This is a genomic window from uncultured Marinobacter sp. (assembly GCF_913055835.1).
Lineage (GTDB): Bacteria > Pseudomonadota > Gammaproteobacteria > Pseudomonadales > Oleiphilaceae > Marinobacter.
In genome coordinates this window covers 100,842-117,792 of sequence record NZ_CAJXKQ010000009.1, presented here as the reverse complement: position 1 = coordinate 117,792, position 16,951 = coordinate 100,842, and the positions used below count along the sequence as shown (strand labels likewise).

Below are 16,951 nucleotides of genomic sequence, written 5' to 3'. Positions count from 1 at the left end.
CGGCGATGATGGACGAGGCCAGCTCCGGGAGTGAGGTGCCAATGGCCACAATGGTCAGGCCGATAACCAGATCGCTGATGCCGAACATGGTAGCCAGATCCACGGCGCCCCACACCAGAATGCGGGAGCTGACAATCAACAGCAGCAGTCCGGCCACGAGCCACAAAAGCGCTTTGCGCAACGGCATCGCATGCACTTCTTCGCTCATCTCTTTTGCCAGAGCATCGTCGGGTTGCCGAAGGCCCTGATAAATACTCCAGCCGATCAGCACCACGAAGATGAGCATGAGGCCGATGGCGTCTAGCTGGGTAAGGTCGCCGTCCCAAAGCAGCCAGCCAGCGAAGGCGGTGACCAGTATCAGGATGGGGAGCTCTTTACGCATGACCTGCGAATGCACGGCTATCGGAGCCAGCAGTGCGGTAATACCAAGAATCAGAGCTATGTTGGTAATATTCGAACCATAAGCGTTACCCAGCGCCAGCCCCGGGTTGCCCTGGGAGGCGGCCAGCGCAGAAACGGCCATCTCCGGCGCAGATGTGCCAAAGCCCACCACCACCATACCGATCAGCAGTGGTGGCATCCCGAAGTGGCTGGCCGTCGTGGCCGAGCCTTCAACAAATTTGTCTGCACTCCACACCAGCAGAATCAGACCCGCAATGATCGCCCCAATGGCCATCAGCATTTCAATCACTCCTTTCTGTCTATTGCCGTCTCGGCAGCGCAAGAATCGATGGTGCCATGTTTCCCTGCAATAGGTACAAATGCTCTTCGAGCAAAAACCGATCCTGCAGTAATTGATTTCAATCAACCATCGGATGGCCGCTGCAATGTTAGTTTGGTTAAACATTGACCAGGAAAGGAGGGGAAGACATGGCAAATGGAACTCAAAGCATTGTAGTCGCGTGTGACGGTTCGGAGCATTCATCGCACGCGGCCAAAATGGCAGCCGAGCTAGCCAAAGCGACCGGCCAATCACTCAAGCTGCTGGCGGTTTTCCCGGGCACCAGAGTGGAAAAGCTGATTGTCAGTGGCGTATGGCAAAGCGATATCGATGAAGAGGCAAACGAATACGGACGCAAGGCATTTGATACTGCAAAACAGGCCATAAGCGGAATTATTGAGCCGTCTGAAGAAGTCCTGCTCAAGGGTGATCCGGCCAAGGAGATAGTTGAGTATCTCGATGAAAATCCCGGCTCCCATATGTTTCTGGGCCGGCGAGGCGACTCAATGCTGAGAAGCCTCACTCTTGGCAGTGTCAGTGAAAAGGTGGTCCGGCATGCTCACCGCCCGGTGACTGTCGTAAGTGAGTAATATTATTTCTGAAATCAAAAAACCGCGATCATGATCGCGGTTTTTTGTGCGTTGCCGGATAAGCAACGCCGATTGCTGCGGGCGAATTTTATCGCCAATGCTCAGGCAGGTACGGCCAGAATGATGTTTGAAGCCTTGATAACAGCCGAGGCATCCACGCCGGATTTCAGCCCTAGCTCCTCAACGGCATCGCGTGTCACGATCGCGCATAGTCGGCTACCACCGGCCAGTTCAAGAACAACCTCTGCATTGACCGCACCATCACTGACGCTGACTACTTTACCTTTGAGGCAGTTGCGTGCTGACAGACGAATATCGTCGCAATCGGTCATCAACATGACCCAAGGTGCCTTGATAAGCGCAGTAACCTGACTGCCTGATTCAAGACCGAGATGTTTGGTGCTCTCGCTGGTTACAACGGCAACCAGCTGCTCGCCCCCAGCCAGCTCTACGATCGCCTCGGAATTTACGGGGCCCTCTTTAAGGCCAACTACTGTACCTTTTAATGCATTGCGCGCACTTACTTTCATAGGTCGCCTCCTCGATTGGGTTTCATTTCTGGATCGTACCATGGGGGTGACCAAGAATGGTCTTCGAGGTTCCTGCTACCCCCTGTGGTAGCCTCTCAACCACTCAAAAGCGCAAACGCCTTGCTTCGGAGTCACTTCGTAACTGCTTCACTGAGACCGAGATTGCCTCATCACCCATCTTTTCCTGTGCTTCCTTCAAAAGCCGGTAGTCTTCAATTTCCGCTCGTTCCCGATCCTTCCACCCTCCATGATTCGCCACAATTCATGCGAAAAGCAACCGAGATAGCCGAAGGTCCGGGCTTTATGCTGGCCGAGTGAATTCCAATGAGTGAGGTGACTATGAAAACAGCAGAGCTGATCGAGAAATGGCTCGATAAATGTGACCTGGCGAGACTGGCGCAGGAGCGTTACGAAGAGGATCCCAGCCCCACGAATTACACGGAACTGAAAAGAGCAATGTGTGAGCGACGGCTGATGGAAGAGCGCATTGACCCCAGGGCCAGTCACTCCCAAAGGGTCTCAGCATGAGCCGGTTTTCTTGGGCGTCAGAAACGACAAAACCCGCACAAGGCGGGTTTTGTATGATTTCTTAATAGTGCGTGGAGGCGGCACCACTTTCATGTCTCACCAGAATGCGCCCAAGCGAACCCAGAATTTATTTCTTCACGGCCATGTTATTGCAGTGGGCGCGGAGCTCGAGGCTGCTTATCCTCTGATCACCATCTGCATCGGCAAGTTGAAGCAATCTCGATCCGAATTGCACGGTGTCAGTGTTAGAGCTTTCGTCAAATGAGTCTGGAGCATTGCCGCAGGCGAGGTCCTCGGTGATTCCGCATGGGCGCAGGTATACGTGTTCAGAACGGTCGATGTAACCGTTGCCATTGCGGTTAATGCATTCAAACAGCCCTTTGGAGCTCACAGATGCGCTGGAAGTTTTAAGCGTTGGTTCGACGTTGTTATTGACGCATCCAACTACCAAAAGAGAAGCCGCTAAAGATAATGTTAGGTGGAGATTTCTCATGGTAATGCCCTCGGAAACGTTGCATTACTGGTGTTGGGAGCCAAAACCAAAGGATATGCCAATGTCGCTAGGGTCGCCAGTAATTCCTGTACTGCAACGTCGGGGCTGCTAGGCAGCGGGGGGAGGGTTGCGAAGTGTTTGTGGTGGATGTCCCGTGGGGCGGTCTAGAAACAACAAAACCCGCACAAGGCGGGTTCTGTCTGAATTCTTAATGGTGCCCGGAGGCGGAATCGAACCACCGACACGGGGATTTTCAATCCCCTGCTCTACCAACTGAGCTATCCGGGCATGTTGCGCTACTGCTGTGCAACGGGGCGCTATTAAACCGGTTTCGATGTTTTGAGTCAAGGCTAGGCCGGAAAAATTTCTGAATCTTTTCAGGCATGCTCAGGCTTTGATCAATCCGGGGTTATTGTTCCGGTGGAACGTAGCCTTCGGCCTTGTCGAACGGCTCGTTATTGAAGAAATGTTCCATCTGCGCCTGCAGGTACTTGCGGGTGTTCGGGTCCATCAAGCTCAGGTGTTTTTCGTTGATCAGCATGGTCTGCTGGGCCTGCCATTCTTCCCAGGCCTGCTTCGAAATATTCTCGAAGATATCCTGGCCTTTAGCGCCGGGCATGGGCGGGAAGTCCAGGCCTTCCAGTTCTTTCTGGTATTTGCGGCAGAAAACGGTACGGCTCATGGTGGCTCCTGTTGGCAATGTTGCTGGCGGTGATGATAACAGATCGTTGCGGCCGAATGCGCTAGCGGGCCGGGTCAAAGCAGGGCGGCTTGCTCCGGTTCGGTAAGCAGCGACCGGATCGGCGCCGGCAGGCCGAGGTTCAGGGCTTCATGGCGATGCAGCCATTTCAGGTGATCGCTGTCTGCAACGGTGTTGGCTCGGCCAGTGACGTTCAGGCGGGCCGGCTGAATGTGCAGGTGGTAATGGGAGAAGGTGTGTCGGAAGCCGCTGATTAGCTCCGGCTCTCCGCAATCCAGTCCCAGGCTCTGCTCGCAGGCTTCCTGGAGCTCATCGGCGCCATAGGCCGGGTCCAGTTCCGGGAGACTCCAGAGACCACCCCAGATGCCGCTGGGTGGGCGACGCTCCAGCAGAATGCGTCCCTCGCCGTCCTCAAGGATGACCATCCAGGTGGTTTTCTCCGGCTTGGCCTTTTTCGGTTTGGAGCCGGGATAGAGTGAGGTTTCCCCCTGGGCGTAGGCCATGCAGCCTTCTTGCAGCGGACAGCTCTCACAAACCGGTCGGCTGCGGGTACAAACCATGGCGCCCAGGTCCATGATGCCCTGGGTGTAGTCACGTACCCGCTGTTCAGGAGTATGCTCTTCCGCCCGTTGCCAGAGCTGTTTGAGGACGGCGGTCTGTCCGGGCCAGCCGGGGATCGCATGGTAGCGCGCCAGTACCCGTTTGACATTGCCATCCAGGATAGCGGCGCGAATCCCAAAAGCCTGGGCCAGTATGGCGGCGGCTGTGGAGCGGCCGATGCCGGTGAGGGATTCAAGCTCTTCCTGGGTTTGTGGAAACTCGCCACCAAAATCCCGAACGACCGTTTGCGCCGCTTTCTGCAGGTTGCGGGCCCGGGCGTAGTAACCGAGGCCAGACCAGTGGCTGAGTACATCATCCACGGGGCCTTCGGCCAGGGCGTGGACGTCCGGGAAACGTTCCATGAACGCTTCAAAGTAGGGGATAACGGTGGTTACCTGGGTTTGCTGCAACATGATTTCCGACACCCACACCCGATAGGCGTTCCGGTTGTGATGCCACGGCAGGTCATGCCGGCCGTGGCTGTCGTACCATTGCAGCAGTTTGTTGGCGAAGCTGTCCGGCATCAGTTGAACAGGCCCTTCAGTTTGTCGCCGATCTGCTCCTGGACCTTTTCCTTCACCTTTTCCTCTGCTTTGGCTTTGGCCTTGTCCACTTCTTCGCGGGCTTTTGCCTTGGCGGCATTTTCCGCGATGGTCTTCAGGGTGTCCCGGAAGCGGGAGCCATCAAAGGAGCAAAGGCCGGCCGGGTCTTCGGCGAAATTGCCGCGGCACTCTACAGGAATAACCGCATTTTCCACGTATTCGGTGACACGGCAGGCGTTGTCCCTGTGAATCTCACCGACGATTCTCAGGCCCACCTCGTAGTCCAGCTGGCTCTGGGCAATATCCACGGTGCCATTGCCCTCAAGACGCATACCGGCCAGTGCTGCCACCAGATCGGTGTTATTCAGGGTGTTGCCATTGATGTCGAGGGTGCCGCGCATGTCGTTGAACGGTGTGCTGGTGCCCCAGTCTGTGGTTGTCAGATCTTCCTGGTTGACCAGGGCGATGCCCTGGCAGGCCATGCGGGTCAGGTTCATGCGGCGGAACTCGCCCTCTGCCAGGTTGAAGCTGATCTGGCCGTCAGCGTTGCTACGCAAGGCTGAAATCCGGTTGCCGGTGGTGGTGGCGTTGATCTTGAGGTTGGCGCCGCCGGCGAGCATATCCACCTCGGCCAGGTCGGTAAGCAGGGGAAGGGTCTGCACGTTGGAAACGTCTGAACCCACGGTCCATTTCGGATTGTCGCTGCGGGCGTCGATGGTCACGTTGGCGCCGAAGCTGCCCTCGTAGAGTTTGCCGCTGAATTCATCAATTTTGAGCAGGCCGCTTTTCGCGGTGGTGCTGGCTTTGATTTCGTTGATGGTCAGGTTGCTGACGATCAGCTGGCCGAGGCCCAGATCAATATCCAGTAGCAGGCTGCGGAGGGTCTCCAGGGGCAGAAGGTCGCCTTCGGGTCCGGCTGCAGCGGTTTCCTGGGATGCGGGTGCTTCCTCGGTTTCTCCCTCAGCTTGAGGGGGCAGGTACCGGTCGGCATTCAACTGGTCGCCCTGCAAGTTAAAGACGATGCCTGAGTCGGCCAGGTTGTAACTGCCGGAGCCATTGAAGGTAGTGTCATCCAATTTGATGGTCAGGTCGGTGAGCTCCACCTTTCCGGCCGGGCCGCCAATGCCGGTGGAAAAGGCGACGGCTTCAAGCACGTCCGGATCGCTGGTTTCCACCGCGGGCTGGCCCAGGTTGTTCAGAAGATCCTTAAGCGAGAACTCGGCAATGGATACCTCGCCACTCAGGGTCGGCTTGTCGCCGAATCCGGTCACATCCAGATCGGTAGACAGATTCAGGTTAGCCAGGCTGGCGGTAGAGCCGCTCAGGTTGGCGGTTTCGTTTTCCAGGTTTGCCCTGGCCGAGCCTTCGAGTTCAGCCGTGACCTCTTTGCCGCCGAACGGCTCGCCGGTCATGTCGAACACGGCATTCAGGCCGGATACGGCGAATTCGTTGAGCGCCTCGTTGGCGGCAAGGCGGGCGCTGATACTGCCGTCCACTTCGAAAGTGGGCTGGGTGGTGGCTACCCGGAACCCGATTTCCAGCGGAAACTCGGAGCCCAGCGTGATGTTGCTGGCGTTAACGGTGAAGTTCTCCAGTGTGACCGCCTGCCCGGTGCTCTTGTCGGTGTAGTGCAACTGGGCGTTGCTGATCTGAACGTTTTCAACGTTGAAGTTCAGAGGCTCGCCGCCGGCGCCCTCGCTATCCTGTGCCTGCTCATCCTGGGTCCCGGCTGTTTCCTCGGTTGCCGCTCCCGCCGCCTTCTCGGGCATGATCCGGTTCCAGTTGCCTTCGCCCTGTTCGTTTACTTCAAGCCGGGCGTCCAGTCCGTCCAGCACGAAGGTGTTTACCCGTGGCGACATGGCAATCAATGACCAGAAATCGATCTGGGCGACCAACTGCTCCAGGGCCACAAAACGATCGCCTTCCAGTTTGGCCTCTACGGAATTCAGCTCCAGGCCAAGCGGAATAAAAGACCAGCCAATGTCTCCTTCCAGAATCAGGTCCAGGTTCGTTGCATCCTCAACGGCCTGTTCAATCTGGGGCTTGTAGTCGTTGGGATTGATCACAGCCATGGCAATGGCAACGGCAGCCACGGCAAGAATGATCAGTGCAACGATGGCAATCAGCACATAACGGACGGCTTTCATGATTCAGGCTTCCTTCCTAATGTTGGGAGCTTGCAGTATTCGCGGCGAATACCAACGCCAATGACCCAAAGGATAACGCAGGGTTAACAAATTAACAGCGCGGGAGTATGACAATGCGGTAGTGTTGGGCCAAAATACACCTCCCTGATTTTCCGACTACATTGATACCTATAAACACAAGAAGGAGTTGGCCGTGGCTATTACCGTTTCGATTGAGCTGAACCGGGAACTGGAGATTCCGGGAAGCTATGATGAAGTGTTTGATCTGCTGGCGGATGTGCCACGTTCAGCCAGTCACTTTCCGAAGGTTCATAAGCTGACCGATCTTGGCGACAACGCGTACCGTTGGGAAATGGAAAAAGTGGGCGTCGACAAGCACGCAATCCAGTCCGTTTACGCCTGCAAATACCATTCGGACAAAGACGCCGGACGAATTACCTGGGAGCCGGTAAAAGGCGAGGGCAACGGGGTTGTGAGCGGCTCCTGGACCATCAAGTCCAAGGGTGACAATGCCACCGCCGTGAAGTTCCAGACCAGTGCCGAGTTGACCGTGCCCCTGCCAAGCCTGCTTAAACTGGCCATCAGCCCGGTTATCAAGCACGAGTTCAACAGTCTTGTGGACACCTACATGAATAACCTCAAGAAGGCATTCTGACAAATCCCTGTCTGCCAAATGGCCGCATTTCGCTATCGCAGTGATTAAACCGGTTGTGGGACTCCGGCGGACATAAAAGGTATAATCGCCGGATCGATTACTTCCGGCGTTATGCCGCTAAATTGTCACGGAGTCCCCATGGCCGAACGTAAGGCTCGGGTAGAACGAAATACCCTTGAAACCCAGATCACCGTTGAGATTGATCTCGACGGCACCGGTAAATCCAGTTTCGACACCGGCGTGCCCTTTCTGGAGCACATGATGGATCAGATTGCCCGTCATGGCCTGGTGGATCTGAACATCGTTTCCAGGGGGGATCTGCACATCGACGACCACCACACCGTGGAAGACATCGGTATCACCCTTGGCCAGGCCTTCAAGCAGGCTGTTGGCGACAAAAAGGGCATCCGCCGCTATGGCCACGCCTATGTGCCGCTGGATGAAGCTCTCTCCCGGGTGGTTATCGACCTGTCCGGCCGCCCTGGCCTGATGATGGATGTGCCTTATACCCGCGGCGCCGTGGGTGGCTTCGACGTTGATCTGTTCGAGGAGTTCTTCCACGGCTTCGTAAATCACTCCATGGTGACCCTGCACATCGACAATCTGAAGGGCAAGAATACCCACCACCAGATTGAAACCGTGTTCAAGGCCTTTGGTCGCGCGCTTCGCATGGCTATTGAAATGGACGAGCGTATGGCCGGCATCACCCCGTCCACCAAAGGTTCGCTGTAAGCCTTCACGAAACAGGACACCGCATTTAACTATGAAGACCGTCGCCATCATCGACTACGGTATGGGGAACCTGCATTCTGCTCGCAAAGCAGTGGAGCATGTGGCCCCCGATGTCCGGGTACTGGTCACCGATAACGCCAGCCAGATCCGTGAAGCCGACCACGTTATCCTTCCCGGTGTGGGCGCTATCCGCGACTGCATGCACGAGATCCGTCGGCTGGAAGTGGATACGCTGGTACGGGAGGTGTCCCGGGATCGACCGTTCCTGGGCATTTGTGTGGGCATGCAGGCCCTTATGTCCCGCAGTGAGGAAAATGGTGGTGTTGACTGCATCAACCTGTTCCCGGCAGAAGTGCGTTTTTTCGGCGAAAACCTGGTGGAAAACGGTGAGCGTCTGAAAGTACCCCACATGGGCTGGAATGAGGTCTACCAGACTATTGATCATCCGCTCTGGCACAACATCCCGGACGGCGACCGCTTCTATTTTGTGCACAGTTATTACGCTGAAGCGAAAGGCAATGCTGAGATGGCCGGTCGCGCGCACTACGGCGTGGACCTGGCGGCAGCGGTGGCAAGAGACAATATTTTTGCGGTGCAATTCCACCCGGAGAAGAGTGCCCGGGCTGGTTTGCAGTTGCTCAAGAATTTTACAAACTGGACTGGAAAGTAAGCAGACCGGTACGCAGTAGCCCTCCTGGTTGCTCTATTTTCCGATAGGAAAGAAATACTATGCTGATTATCCCTGCCATTGATCTCAAAGACGGCAAATGCGTACGCCTTCGCCAGGGCCGCATGGACGACTCCACGGTGTTTGGTGACGACCCTGTCGATATGGCCACCCGCTGGGTGGAAGCCGGCGCCCGCCGCCTGCACCTGGTTGACCTGAATGGAGCGTTTGCTGGCGAGCCGGTCAACGGTGAGATTGTCCAGGCCATTGCCCGCAAATACCCGGAGCTGCCGATCCAGATCGGCGGTGGTATCCGCTCGGCGGAAACCATCGAGGCCTACCTGAAGGCCGGCGTGCAGTGGGTCATCATCGGCACCAAGGCCGTGAAAGAGCCGGAATTTGTGACCGAGATGTGCAAGAAATTCCCGGGCCACATCATTGTTGGCCTGGACGCCAAAGACGGCCGCGTGGCGACAGATGGCTGGGCCGAAGTCTCGGAGGTGATGGCCACCGATCTCGCCAAGCGCTTTGCCAACGACGGCGTGGATGCCATTGTTTACACCGATATCAGCCGAGACGGCATGATGCAGGGCGTCAATGTGGAGGCTACGGCGGCGCTGGCCGAAGAGGGTGGCATTCCGGTTATCGCCTCTGGTGGCGTGACCAATATGGATGATCTGAAACGCCTGGCTACCGTGGCGGATAAGGGCATCCTTGGTGCCATCACGGGCCGTGCTATCTATGAAGGCACCCTGGATGTAGCGGAAGCCCAGGCTTTCTGCGATAGCCTGAAGGGGTAAGGAATACTTATGGCTCTGGCAAAACGCATCATTCCCTGTCTTGATGTCGACAAAGGCCGCGTGGTGAAGGGCGTCAATTTCGTCGATATCCGCGATGCCGGCGACCCGGTGGAAGTGGCCCGCCGATACAACGAGCAGGGTGCCGACGAAATCACCTTCCTCGACATCACGGCCAGCCATGAGAGCCGTGACACCACCTACGAGACCGTTGAACGAATGGCGGCTGAAGTCTTCATTCCGCTGACAGTGGGCGGTGGCGTGCGCACTGTGGATGATATACGCAAACTGCTGAATGCCGGTGCCGACAAGGTTTCGATCAACACCGCAGCCGTGTTCAACCCCGAGTTTGTTCGGGAAGCGGCGGAGCGCTTTGGCAGCCAGTGTATTGTGGTGGCCATTGATGCCAAGCGAGTCAGTAAAGAGGGCGAGGAACCCCGATGGGAAATCTTTACCCACGGTGGCCGCAAACCCACGGGGCTGGACGCCGTTGAATGGGCGCGCAAGATGGTGGAGATGGGTGCTGGTGAGCTACTGCTGACCAGTATGGACCGGGACGGTACCAAGATCGGCTTTGATCTGGGGCTGACCAAAGCTATCAGCGATGCGGTGATTGTGCCGGTGATTGCCTCCGGCGGTGTCGGAGAGCTGCAGCACCTGGCCGATGGCGTTACCCAGGGCGGCGCGGACGCTGTGCTGGCGGCCTCTATCTTTCACTTCGGGCAGCACACCATTCCTGAGGCGAAGTCCTTTATGAAGGCCCAGGGCATAGAGGTTCGTGATTAGGGTGAGTGGTTTGTCGGATTACGACTTCGTCTAATCCGACCTACTGTTATCCGCGGGTGTTTCTATCGTAGGTCGGATTAGGCGCAGCCGTAATCCGCCTGTTACCTCCCATGCAATCCACTCGTAGGTCGGATTAGGCAAATGCAATCCACTCGTAGGTCGGATTAGGCAAAGCCGTAATCCGACAGTGCAGGTTACTTTTTCTGCGCAAAAGCAGGTCGAATGGCCTGCTTTTCTCCTTCCGCAAACATTTCCCGATTGCCGTTGCGCATGGCCCAGAGGCCACTGACGGTGGCAATTGCGATGCCTTGCTCATCGAGTTTTGGCAGGTGCTTTTCCAGGTAATCCACAGTGACCTTGTGAGGATGGCCAATGCCGATGGCGCTGCCGTTTTCCCGGGCGCGCTTGATCAGCAGTTTGAACTGGCGGTCCACAAATTCCTCGGTTTGCTCATGGTCGAGAAACACGTCCCGGGTCATGGTTGGAATCCGGTAGGCGGCTGCGACGTCACCAGCAACAGATGAGGCGATGGTGCGGCTGTCGATAAAGTAAACCGGGTAGCGGAACAGCTCCTTCATCACCCAGTCCATGGGCTGCAGTTGCTGGGTCAGCAGGCTGCCCATGTGGTTGTTAACGCCCTGGACGTGTGGAATGGACTGCAGCGCCCTGCGCAGAGTCGTTGTCACACTCTGTTCGTCCATGTCTGGCGTCAGACCACCCGGGCCGAGACCATAATTGCGGGTATTGGCCATGGGGGCATGCAGCATGATCTCCTTGTGCTGCTTGTGGGCAAGGCGGGCAAGACTGTCGGTATGCCGGCGATAGGGCAGGAATGCCAGGGTGAGCGGCTGATCCATGTTGGCCAGTCGCTCGCCTTCAGCGAGGCTGTGGCCCATGTCATCGATAATGATGGCAATGGTCGGGGGCAGAGCTGTTCTGGCCCGTTCCGCCGACACTGCGCCGGCGGCAATGCAGAATGCCAGGGCCAGCAGAGTACTCGCCACTCTCACTGATCGTTTCCTTCTGCCTTGTCCTTTTTGTTGGGGTTCAGAATCCGGATGCCTTTAAGCAGGTTCAGTGCCGAGCGCAACTGATAATCCCGGTCCGCCATGGAGCCGGATTGGCCCTCTGCGCTGTTTTCCTCGTTTTGCTGTTCGCCCTCATTCTGGCCTTCAAGATGCCCGCTCAGGTCTGCTTCGGTAAAGAAGGGCTTGCTGTCGAGTTCCTTCAGCTCCGCCGGGCGTACTTCGATGTCCGGTTTGATACCGGTTGCCTGGATGGAGCGTCCATCGGGCGTGTAATAGCGCGCGGTGGTCATCTTGATGGCATGGGTCTCATCCAGCGGAATCACTGTCTGAACGCTGCCCTTGCCGAAGGATTTAGTACCCATCACCACGGCCCTTTCATGGTCCTGGAGGGCACCGGCGAGGATTTCCGAGGCGGAGGCAGATCCGCCATTGATCAGAACCACAATGGGCGTGCCTTCCATGATGTCACCAGCCCGTGCGCTGAAGCGCAGGCGGGAGCTCTGGATGCGGCCTTCGGTGTAGACGATCAGTCCTTCATCAAGCAGGGCATCGGCAGACTCTACAGCGGCTTGCAGCACACCGCCCGGGTTGTTTCGCAGGTCGATGATGAGCCCGTCAAGGTCCCGGCCAAGTTCGTCTTCCAGCCCGTTGAGGGCATCCTTGAACTGTGAGCCCGTATCGGCCTGGAACTGGGTAATGCGGACATAGCCGTAGCCATTCTCCAGCATGCGGGATTTCACGCTGGTCACCTTGATGATGTCGCGCTCCACTTCGATTTCGATGGGTGCGCTTTCGCCCTCACGCATGATAGTGAGTGTCAGGATCGAGCCGGGTTTACCCCGCATAAGCTGAACGGCTTCCTCCAGGCTCATGCCTTTGACCGGCTTTTCATCAAGTTTGATGATCAGGTCGCCGGCCCGTACGCCCGCCTTCTGTGCCGGCGTGTCGTCGATGGGCGCAATCACTTTCACGAAGCCGTTTTCCATGCCCACTTCAATGCCCAGGCCGCCGAACTCGCCGGAGGTGCTTTCTTCCAGCTCTTCGTAGTCTTTCGGTGCCAGGTAGGTGGAGTGTGGGTCAAGGTCTGACAGCATGCCCTTGATAGCGCTTTCGAGGAGCTTGCGATCGCTCACTTCCTCTACGTAGGCATCCTTTATGCGGCTGAATACCTCGGTGAACTTGCGGAGGTCTTCCAGCGGCAGTTGTTTCTCGGGATCCGGCAGGCTGATTTCTACCCTTTCGCCGTTCTGGATGCCTTCCAGCAGCTGTTCGGTGGCGGCGTCTTCATCCTGGGCCCAGGCCAGTCCGGAAGCGGTTGCGAAACAGGTGGCGAGCGCAATGCTGCGCAATGGAAAGGCGTGGAGTGTACTTCTGACCCGTTTCATTCACATATCCCGTTTTTATTCCGATAGTTGGACTGGATTCCCTGATTCCGGACAGTATGGCGTTACCCGCGGCGTTTGTCAGCCCTCCAGGGGCTTCTCAGTTTGCCAGCCACCGGCCGGGGTTGTCGGGCTTGCCATTGTGCCGGACTTCAAAATACAGGGCCGGGGAATCGGTGCCACCGGTACGGCCAGCCTGGGCGATGGGCTCGCCGGCAGCCACCCAGTCCCCGGGGCTGGTGAACAGGCTGCTGCTGTGGCCGTACAGTGTCATGTAGCCGTCACCGTGATTAATGATGGTGATCAGGCCAAATCCCCTCAGCCAGTTAGCAAACACGACCCGGCCATAATGTATGGCGCGGATCTCCGCTTCCTCCCCGGTAGCGATAAGCAGGCCATTACGCCGGAGTTTGCCGTCGGCATAACGCTCACCGTACCGGCTCAATACCCGGCCCTCTGCCGGCCAGGGCAGCTTGTTGCGCAATGAAGCGAAGGGCTGGGACTCATTGGGTGAGGGTATGTTATTAATGGCCTGTTGCACTTCCTCAAGCAGATTTTCCAGCCGCTTGCGATCCGATTCCAGCTCTTCCCGTTCGCTGCGGCGGTTCTGGATATCGGCATTGAGCGCTGCCAGGGTCTGCTGGCGTTCCTGTCTGGATTCGGTCAGCTCCTGCTGGCGCTTGGCGACGTTCTCTTCCGTCCTTGCCAGCTCAACACGGGTTGACTGCACTTTAGCCTGAGTGCTTCTGAGTTCCTGCAAGCTTTTCCGGAACGCCTCCAGCCGAGTAACCGTGTCCTTACTGAGGTATTCGTAGTAGGTCATGGTCCGGGCAATCTTGTCCGGATCAATTTCATTGAGAAGAACCTTCACTGCCGGCGCATCCCCTTCCATCCAGGCTGCGCGGATCTGCTTCTTGAGGCTGTCCCGCTGGCGGTCTAGTGTGCGGGTCAGTTCCTGCGCCTCGTTCTCCAGTTCCCGGAGTCTTTGCTGCTGCTGTTCTGCCTGCTGTCGCAGGGAGCGACGCTCGCGGGTCAGGCGGCTGATGTTCTTTTCGGTCGCGGCAAGCTGCCGCTCCAGGGAGGAGCGGTCTTCTTCGGCATCTTCCAGCCAATCATCGATATCCTCAATGCGCTCCTTGAGTTCCTCGATCTGCGCTGGTGTGACATCCTGCTGGGCGAGTGCCGGCGCTGCACCCAGAGAAAGGATGAGCGCCAGAATTGCGGTAAGTCGCAAAGGTTGTTTCCGTACCAGGATCAACCGATTTCAACCAGGCTGTGCCCGGTCATTTCTTTCGGTTTCTCCAGTCCCATCAGGGTGAGCAGCGAGGGCGCAACGTCGCTCAGACTGCCGTCGTTCCTGAGCACAACCTTGCGGTGACCGGTGTATACCAGTGGCACCGGGCCGATGGTGTGGGCGGTATGAACCTGGCCGGAGTTCGGATCGGTCATCTGTTCGCAGTTGCCATGGTCGGCGGTGATCAGGGCCTCGCCGCCAACTTCATCCAGGGCCTCAACAACGCGCTTCACGCACTCGTCCAGGCATTGGGCTGCCTTGATGGCCGCATCGAGCTTGCCGGTGTGGCCAACCATGTCACCGTTGGCGTAGTTGCAGACTACCAGATCGTATTTGCCGCTCTTGATAGCTTCTACCAGCTTGTCTGTGACTTCTGGCGCGCTCATTTCAGGCTGCAGGTCGTAGGTGGCAACTTTGGGAGAGGGCACCAGGATACGGTCTTCGCCTTCGAACGGCGTTTCCAGGCCACCATTGAAGAAGAAGGTTACGTGGGCGTATTTCTCGGTCTCGGCAATGCGCAGCTGGGTTTTGCCCTGCTTCGCCATATATTCGCCAAGGCCATTGGTAAGCTGCTCCGGCGGGTAGGCGCAGGAGGTTTTGATGTCGGCCGCGTACTCGGTCAGCATGACGAAATCGGCCAGTTCCGGGTGCTTCTTGCGCTCGAAGCCATCGAAATCCTTTTCAACAAAGGTGCGGGTCATTTCCCGGGCACGGTCGGCTCGGAAATTCATGAACAGAACTGTATCGCCATCGTTGATGGTGCCCTCGGGCTCGCCCGGTGCATGGATGCGCGTTGGTGTTACGAACTCGTCGTTTTCCCCCCGCTCGTAGGCCTGTTCCAACCCGGATACCGGATCGGCCGCGGTGAACTCTGCGGTGCCCTGGGTCATCAGGTTGTAAGCGGATTCCACGCGGTCCCAGCGGTTGTCCCGATCCATGGCATAGTAACGGCCCACAATCGACGCAACCCGGCCGACACCCAGGCTCTTGAGCCTGGCCGCCGCTTTTTCCAGCGACGGTTTGGCGCTGCGGGGTGGCATGTCGCGGCCATCAAGGAAGGCATGAATGTAAACTTCCTTCGCCCCGCGGGCGGCAGCCAGTTCAGCGGCAGCAATAATGTGGTCCTCGTGGCTGTGAACACCACCGGGAGACATCAGACCCATGAGGTGAACGGCGCGGCCGCTCTGGACGGCTTTGTCGATTGCGGAGCACAGTACCTCGTTCTTCTGGAAAGTACCGTCTTCGAGATCCTTGTCGATACGAGTCAGGCTTTGATAGACCACGCGCCCTGCGCCCAGGTTCATGTGGCCAACTTCCGAGTTACCCATTTGCCCCTGCGGCAGCCCCACAAACATGCCCGAAGTATTGATCAGGGTCTTGGGCTGGTTCTGCCAGAGTTTGTCCCAGAACGGGGTGCTGGCGTTGCTGATGGCGTTGTCTTCAGCCGGGTCGCGGTGGCCCCAGCCGTCCAGGATAATCAGTGCAGTCGGCTTGCGCATTGCAGTCATCATTCAGTCCGGAAGTAAAATGTTAGTAAATTTACTAAAACGAAAATTGAGTTTATCTATTTTCGCATTTACTGGCCAGTTTCGTCACCTTCTGTCCGGGGGGCAGGCTGTGTATAATCCGGCCAAACTCATTATCAGGGTAAATTCATGGACCGGTTGTTTGAATTTGTCGTTAACCACTACATTCTTGTGTCGCTGTTCGTGGCATTTCTGGTCGCCATCCTTATTCTGGAGTCCCGTCGTGGCGGTGCCAAGATTTCGGCCCAGGGCGCGGTTAATCTGATTAACAAGGATGAAGCCGTTGTAGTCGACATCCGGGACCGCAAGGAGTTTGGTGAGGGCCGCATCACCGGCTCAATCAACATTCCCCTGAACAGTCTCAAGAGCCGCGTTGGCGAGCTGAGCAAGTTCAAGGACAAGCAGATCATCGTTGCCGACAAGATGGGCCAGCATTCCGCCATGGCGGTCAAGCAGCTGAATGCGGAAGGCTTCAGCAATGTTGTTCGTCTGAATGGCGGTGTTGCGGACTGGAAGGCAAGCAACCTTCCGCTGGTTAAGAAATAGGTCGGCCCTTGATCTGAAGAGCATTCTGCCGCACTGTTTCACATTAGCCGGCCCGGCCTGAACGTAGAATGTCCCGGCAGCAAGCTCTAGAGCATCCCATAACAACGGGCCCTGAGCCCACGATTGAGAACGAAAGGACTGAAAATGGCTGAGAATCAGCAAGCCGCAGCAGGCAGTGACAACCAGAACCAACCCCAGTTTGCCCTTCAGCGTATTTATGTGAAGGACCTGTCTTTTGAATCGCCCAACTCTCCCACCGTGTTTCAGGAGCAGTGGAAGCCGCAGGTTAACCTGGATCTGAATACCTCCCACAATAAGGTCAGCGACAACCAGTATGAGGTTGTGCTTTCCCTGACCGTTACCGCGAAAGTCGGTGAGAAAGTGGCTTATATCGTCGAGATCCAGCAGGGCGGTGTGTTCCTGGTTCAGGGCATCGAAGGTCAGCAGCTGGGCCAGATGCTGGGCGCCTACTGCCCGACTATCCTGTTCCCTTACGCTCGCGAAGCGATCGACGGCATTGTGAACAAGGGCAGCTTCCCGGCCCTGATGCTGGCGCCGGTGAACTTCGATGCCATCTATGCCCAGGCGCTCAAGCGCAAGCAGGAAGAAGCTGCGGGTGAGGCAAACGAAGAGCAGCAGACTCACTGATCTGCGGTAAGTGAAGAAGTAATAAAGAAACCGGCTCCG

At 57.0% G+C, this 16,951-nt stretch carries 18 protein-coding genes and 1 tRNA gene; 9 read left to right on the top strand and 10 right to left on the bottom strand.

Annotated elements, in window-relative coordinates:
- Window positions 1-682 (bottom strand): calcium/sodium antiporter (locus QZ534_RS07535; RefSeq protein WP_296933294.1); only part of this gene is annotated, 682 nt, incomplete at its 3' end.
- A 188-nt stretch (window positions 683-870) separates the two neighbouring features.
- Here QZ534_RS07535 and QZ534_RS07530 point away from each other — a divergent pair.
- Window positions 871-1,311, top strand: a complete 441-nt coding sequence (locus QZ534_RS07530) for a universal stress protein (RefSeq protein ID WP_296933292.1) — start codon at window positions 871-873, stop codon at window positions 1,309-1,311.
- A gap of 101 nt (window positions 1,312-1,412) precedes the next feature.
- Here QZ534_RS07530 and QZ534_RS07525 read toward each other — a convergent pair whose 3' ends face one another.
- Window positions 1,413-1,841 carry a TOBE domain-containing protein gene (locus QZ534_RS07525; protein ID WP_296933290.1) on the bottom strand — a complete coding sequence of 143 codons (429 nt, stop codon included), beginning with the start codon at window positions 1,839-1,841 and terminating at the stop codon, window positions 1,413-1,415.
- Between the two features lie 339 nt (window positions 1,842-2,180).
- On the opposite strand from QZ534_RS07525, the gene QZ534_RS07520 reads away from it, so the two are divergent.
- Window positions 2,181-2,369 carry a hypothetical protein gene (locus tag QZ534_RS07520; RefSeq protein ID WP_296933288.1) on the top strand — a complete coding sequence of 63 codons (189 nt, stop codon included), beginning with the start codon at window positions 2,181-2,183 and terminating at the stop codon, window positions 2,367-2,369.
- Window positions 2,370-3,074: 705 nt separating this feature from the next.
- Here QZ534_RS07520 and QZ534_RS07515 read toward each other — a convergent pair.
- The 4 genes from QZ534_RS07515 to QZ534_RS07500 all read right to left on the bottom strand — a co-directional run bounded on the left by QZ534_RS07515 (window position 3,075) and on the right by QZ534_RS07500 (window position 6,851).
- Window positions 3,075-3,150, bottom strand: a tRNA-Phe gene (locus QZ534_RS07515).
- Between the two features lie 121 nt (window positions 3,151-3,271).
- Window positions 3,272-3,544, bottom strand: coding sequence for an oxidative damage protection protein (locus QZ534_RS07510; RefSeq protein ID WP_008169302.1), 273 nt, complete (start codon window positions 3,542-3,544; stop codon window positions 3,272-3,274).
- A gap of 74 nt (window positions 3,545-3,618) precedes the next feature.
- Window positions 3,619-4,686: an A/G-specific adenine glycosylase gene (mutY, locus tag QZ534_RS07505; RefSeq protein ID WP_296933285.1), complete on the bottom strand. Its 1,068-nt coding sequence runs from the start codon at window positions 4,684-4,686 to the stop codon at window positions 3,619-3,621.
- Window positions 4,686-6,851, bottom strand: a complete 2,166-nt coding sequence (locus tag QZ534_RS07500; RefSeq protein WP_296933283.1) for an AsmA family protein — start codon at window positions 6,849-6,851, stop codon at window positions 4,686-4,688. The genes mutY and QZ534_RS07500 overlap by 1 nt, the downstream gene beginning before the upstream one ends.
- A 193-nt stretch (window positions 6,852-7,044) precedes the next feature.
- On the opposite strand from QZ534_RS07500, the gene QZ534_RS07495 reads away from it, so the two are divergent.
- The 5 genes from QZ534_RS07495 (at window position 7,045) to hisF (ending at window position 10,488) form a co-directional block, all read left to right on the top strand.
- Window positions 7,045-7,506, top strand: coding sequence for an SRPBCC family protein (locus QZ534_RS07495; RefSeq protein WP_296933268.1), 462 nt, complete (start codon window positions 7,045-7,047; stop codon window positions 7,504-7,506).
- A gap of 138 nt (window positions 7,507-7,644) precedes the next feature.
- The gene (gene hisB, locus QZ534_RS07490) at window positions 7,645-8,238 is read left to right on the top strand and encodes an imidazoleglycerol-phosphate dehydratase HisB (protein ID WP_014578250.1); all 594 of its coding nucleotides are present in this window, start codon (window positions 7,645-7,647) and stop codon (window positions 8,236-8,238) included.
- A 31-nt stretch (window positions 8,239-8,269) separates the two neighbouring features.
- Window positions 8,270-8,908, top strand: a complete 639-nt coding sequence (gene hisH / locus QZ534_RS07485; protein WP_296933266.1) for an imidazole glycerol phosphate synthase subunit HisH — start codon at window positions 8,270-8,272, stop codon at window positions 8,906-8,908.
- A gap of 59 nt (window positions 8,909-8,967) precedes the next feature.
- Window positions 8,968-9,705, top strand: a complete 738-nt coding sequence (gene hisA / locus QZ534_RS07480) for a 1-(5-phosphoribosyl)-5-[(5-phosphoribosylamino)methylideneamino]imidazole-4-carboxamide isomerase (RefSeq protein ID WP_296933264.1) — start codon at window positions 8,968-8,970, stop codon at window positions 9,703-9,705.
- Between the two features lie 9 nt (window positions 9,706-9,714).
- Window positions 9,715-10,488, top strand: a complete 774-nt coding sequence (hisF, locus tag QZ534_RS07475) for an imidazole glycerol phosphate synthase subunit HisF (RefSeq protein WP_296933263.1) — start codon at window positions 9,715-9,717, stop codon at window positions 10,486-10,488.
- Window positions 10,489-10,682: 194 nt separating this feature from the next.
- Here hisF and QZ534_RS07470 read toward each other — a convergent pair whose 3' ends face one another.
- The 4 genes from QZ534_RS07470 to gpmM all read right to left on the bottom strand — a co-directional run bounded on the left by QZ534_RS07470 (window position 10,683) and on the right by gpmM (window position 15,700).
- Window positions 10,683-11,498 carry a divergent polysaccharide deacetylase family protein gene (locus QZ534_RS07470; RefSeq protein WP_296933262.1) on the bottom strand — a complete coding sequence of 272 codons (816 nt, stop codon included), beginning with the start codon at window positions 11,496-11,498 and terminating at the stop codon, window positions 10,683-10,685.
- Window positions 11,495-12,901 carry a S41 family peptidase gene (locus QZ534_RS07465; RefSeq protein WP_296933261.1) on the bottom strand — a complete coding sequence of 469 codons (1,407 nt, stop codon included), beginning with the start codon at window positions 12,899-12,901 and terminating at the stop codon, window positions 11,495-11,497. Before QZ534_RS07465 ends, QZ534_RS07470 begins: the two co-directional genes overlap by 4 nt.
- 97 nt (window positions 12,902-12,998) lie before the next feature.
- Window positions 12,999-14,132 carry a peptidoglycan DD-metalloendopeptidase family protein gene (locus QZ534_RS07460; RefSeq protein ID WP_296933260.1) on the bottom strand — a complete coding sequence of 378 codons (1,134 nt, stop codon included), beginning with the start codon at window positions 14,130-14,132 and terminating at the stop codon, window positions 12,999-13,001.
- A 20-nt stretch (window positions 14,133-14,152) separates the two neighbouring features.
- Window positions 14,153-15,700 carry a 2,3-bisphosphoglycerate-independent phosphoglycerate mutase gene (gene gpmM / locus QZ534_RS07455; protein ID WP_296933258.1) on the bottom strand — a complete coding sequence of 516 codons (1,548 nt, stop codon included), beginning with the start codon at window positions 15,698-15,700 and terminating at the stop codon, window positions 14,153-14,155.
- 147 nt (window positions 15,701-15,847) lie between these two features.
- Between gpmM and QZ534_RS07450 the strand changes: the two genes are divergently transcribed.
- Window positions 15,848-16,264: a rhodanese-like domain-containing protein gene (locus QZ534_RS07450; protein ID WP_008169323.1), complete on the top strand. Its 417-nt coding sequence runs from the start codon at window positions 15,848-15,850 to the stop codon at window positions 16,262-16,264.
- Window positions 16,265-16,408: 144 nt separating this feature from the next.
- Window positions 16,409-16,912 (top strand): protein-export chaperone SecB, encoded by a 504-nt coding sequence (gene secB, locus QZ534_RS07445; protein ID WP_064227537.1) that lies wholly within the window; start codon window positions 16,409-16,411, stop codon window positions 16,910-16,912.
- The last annotated feature ends 39 nt before the right edge of the window (window positions 16,913-16,951 follow it).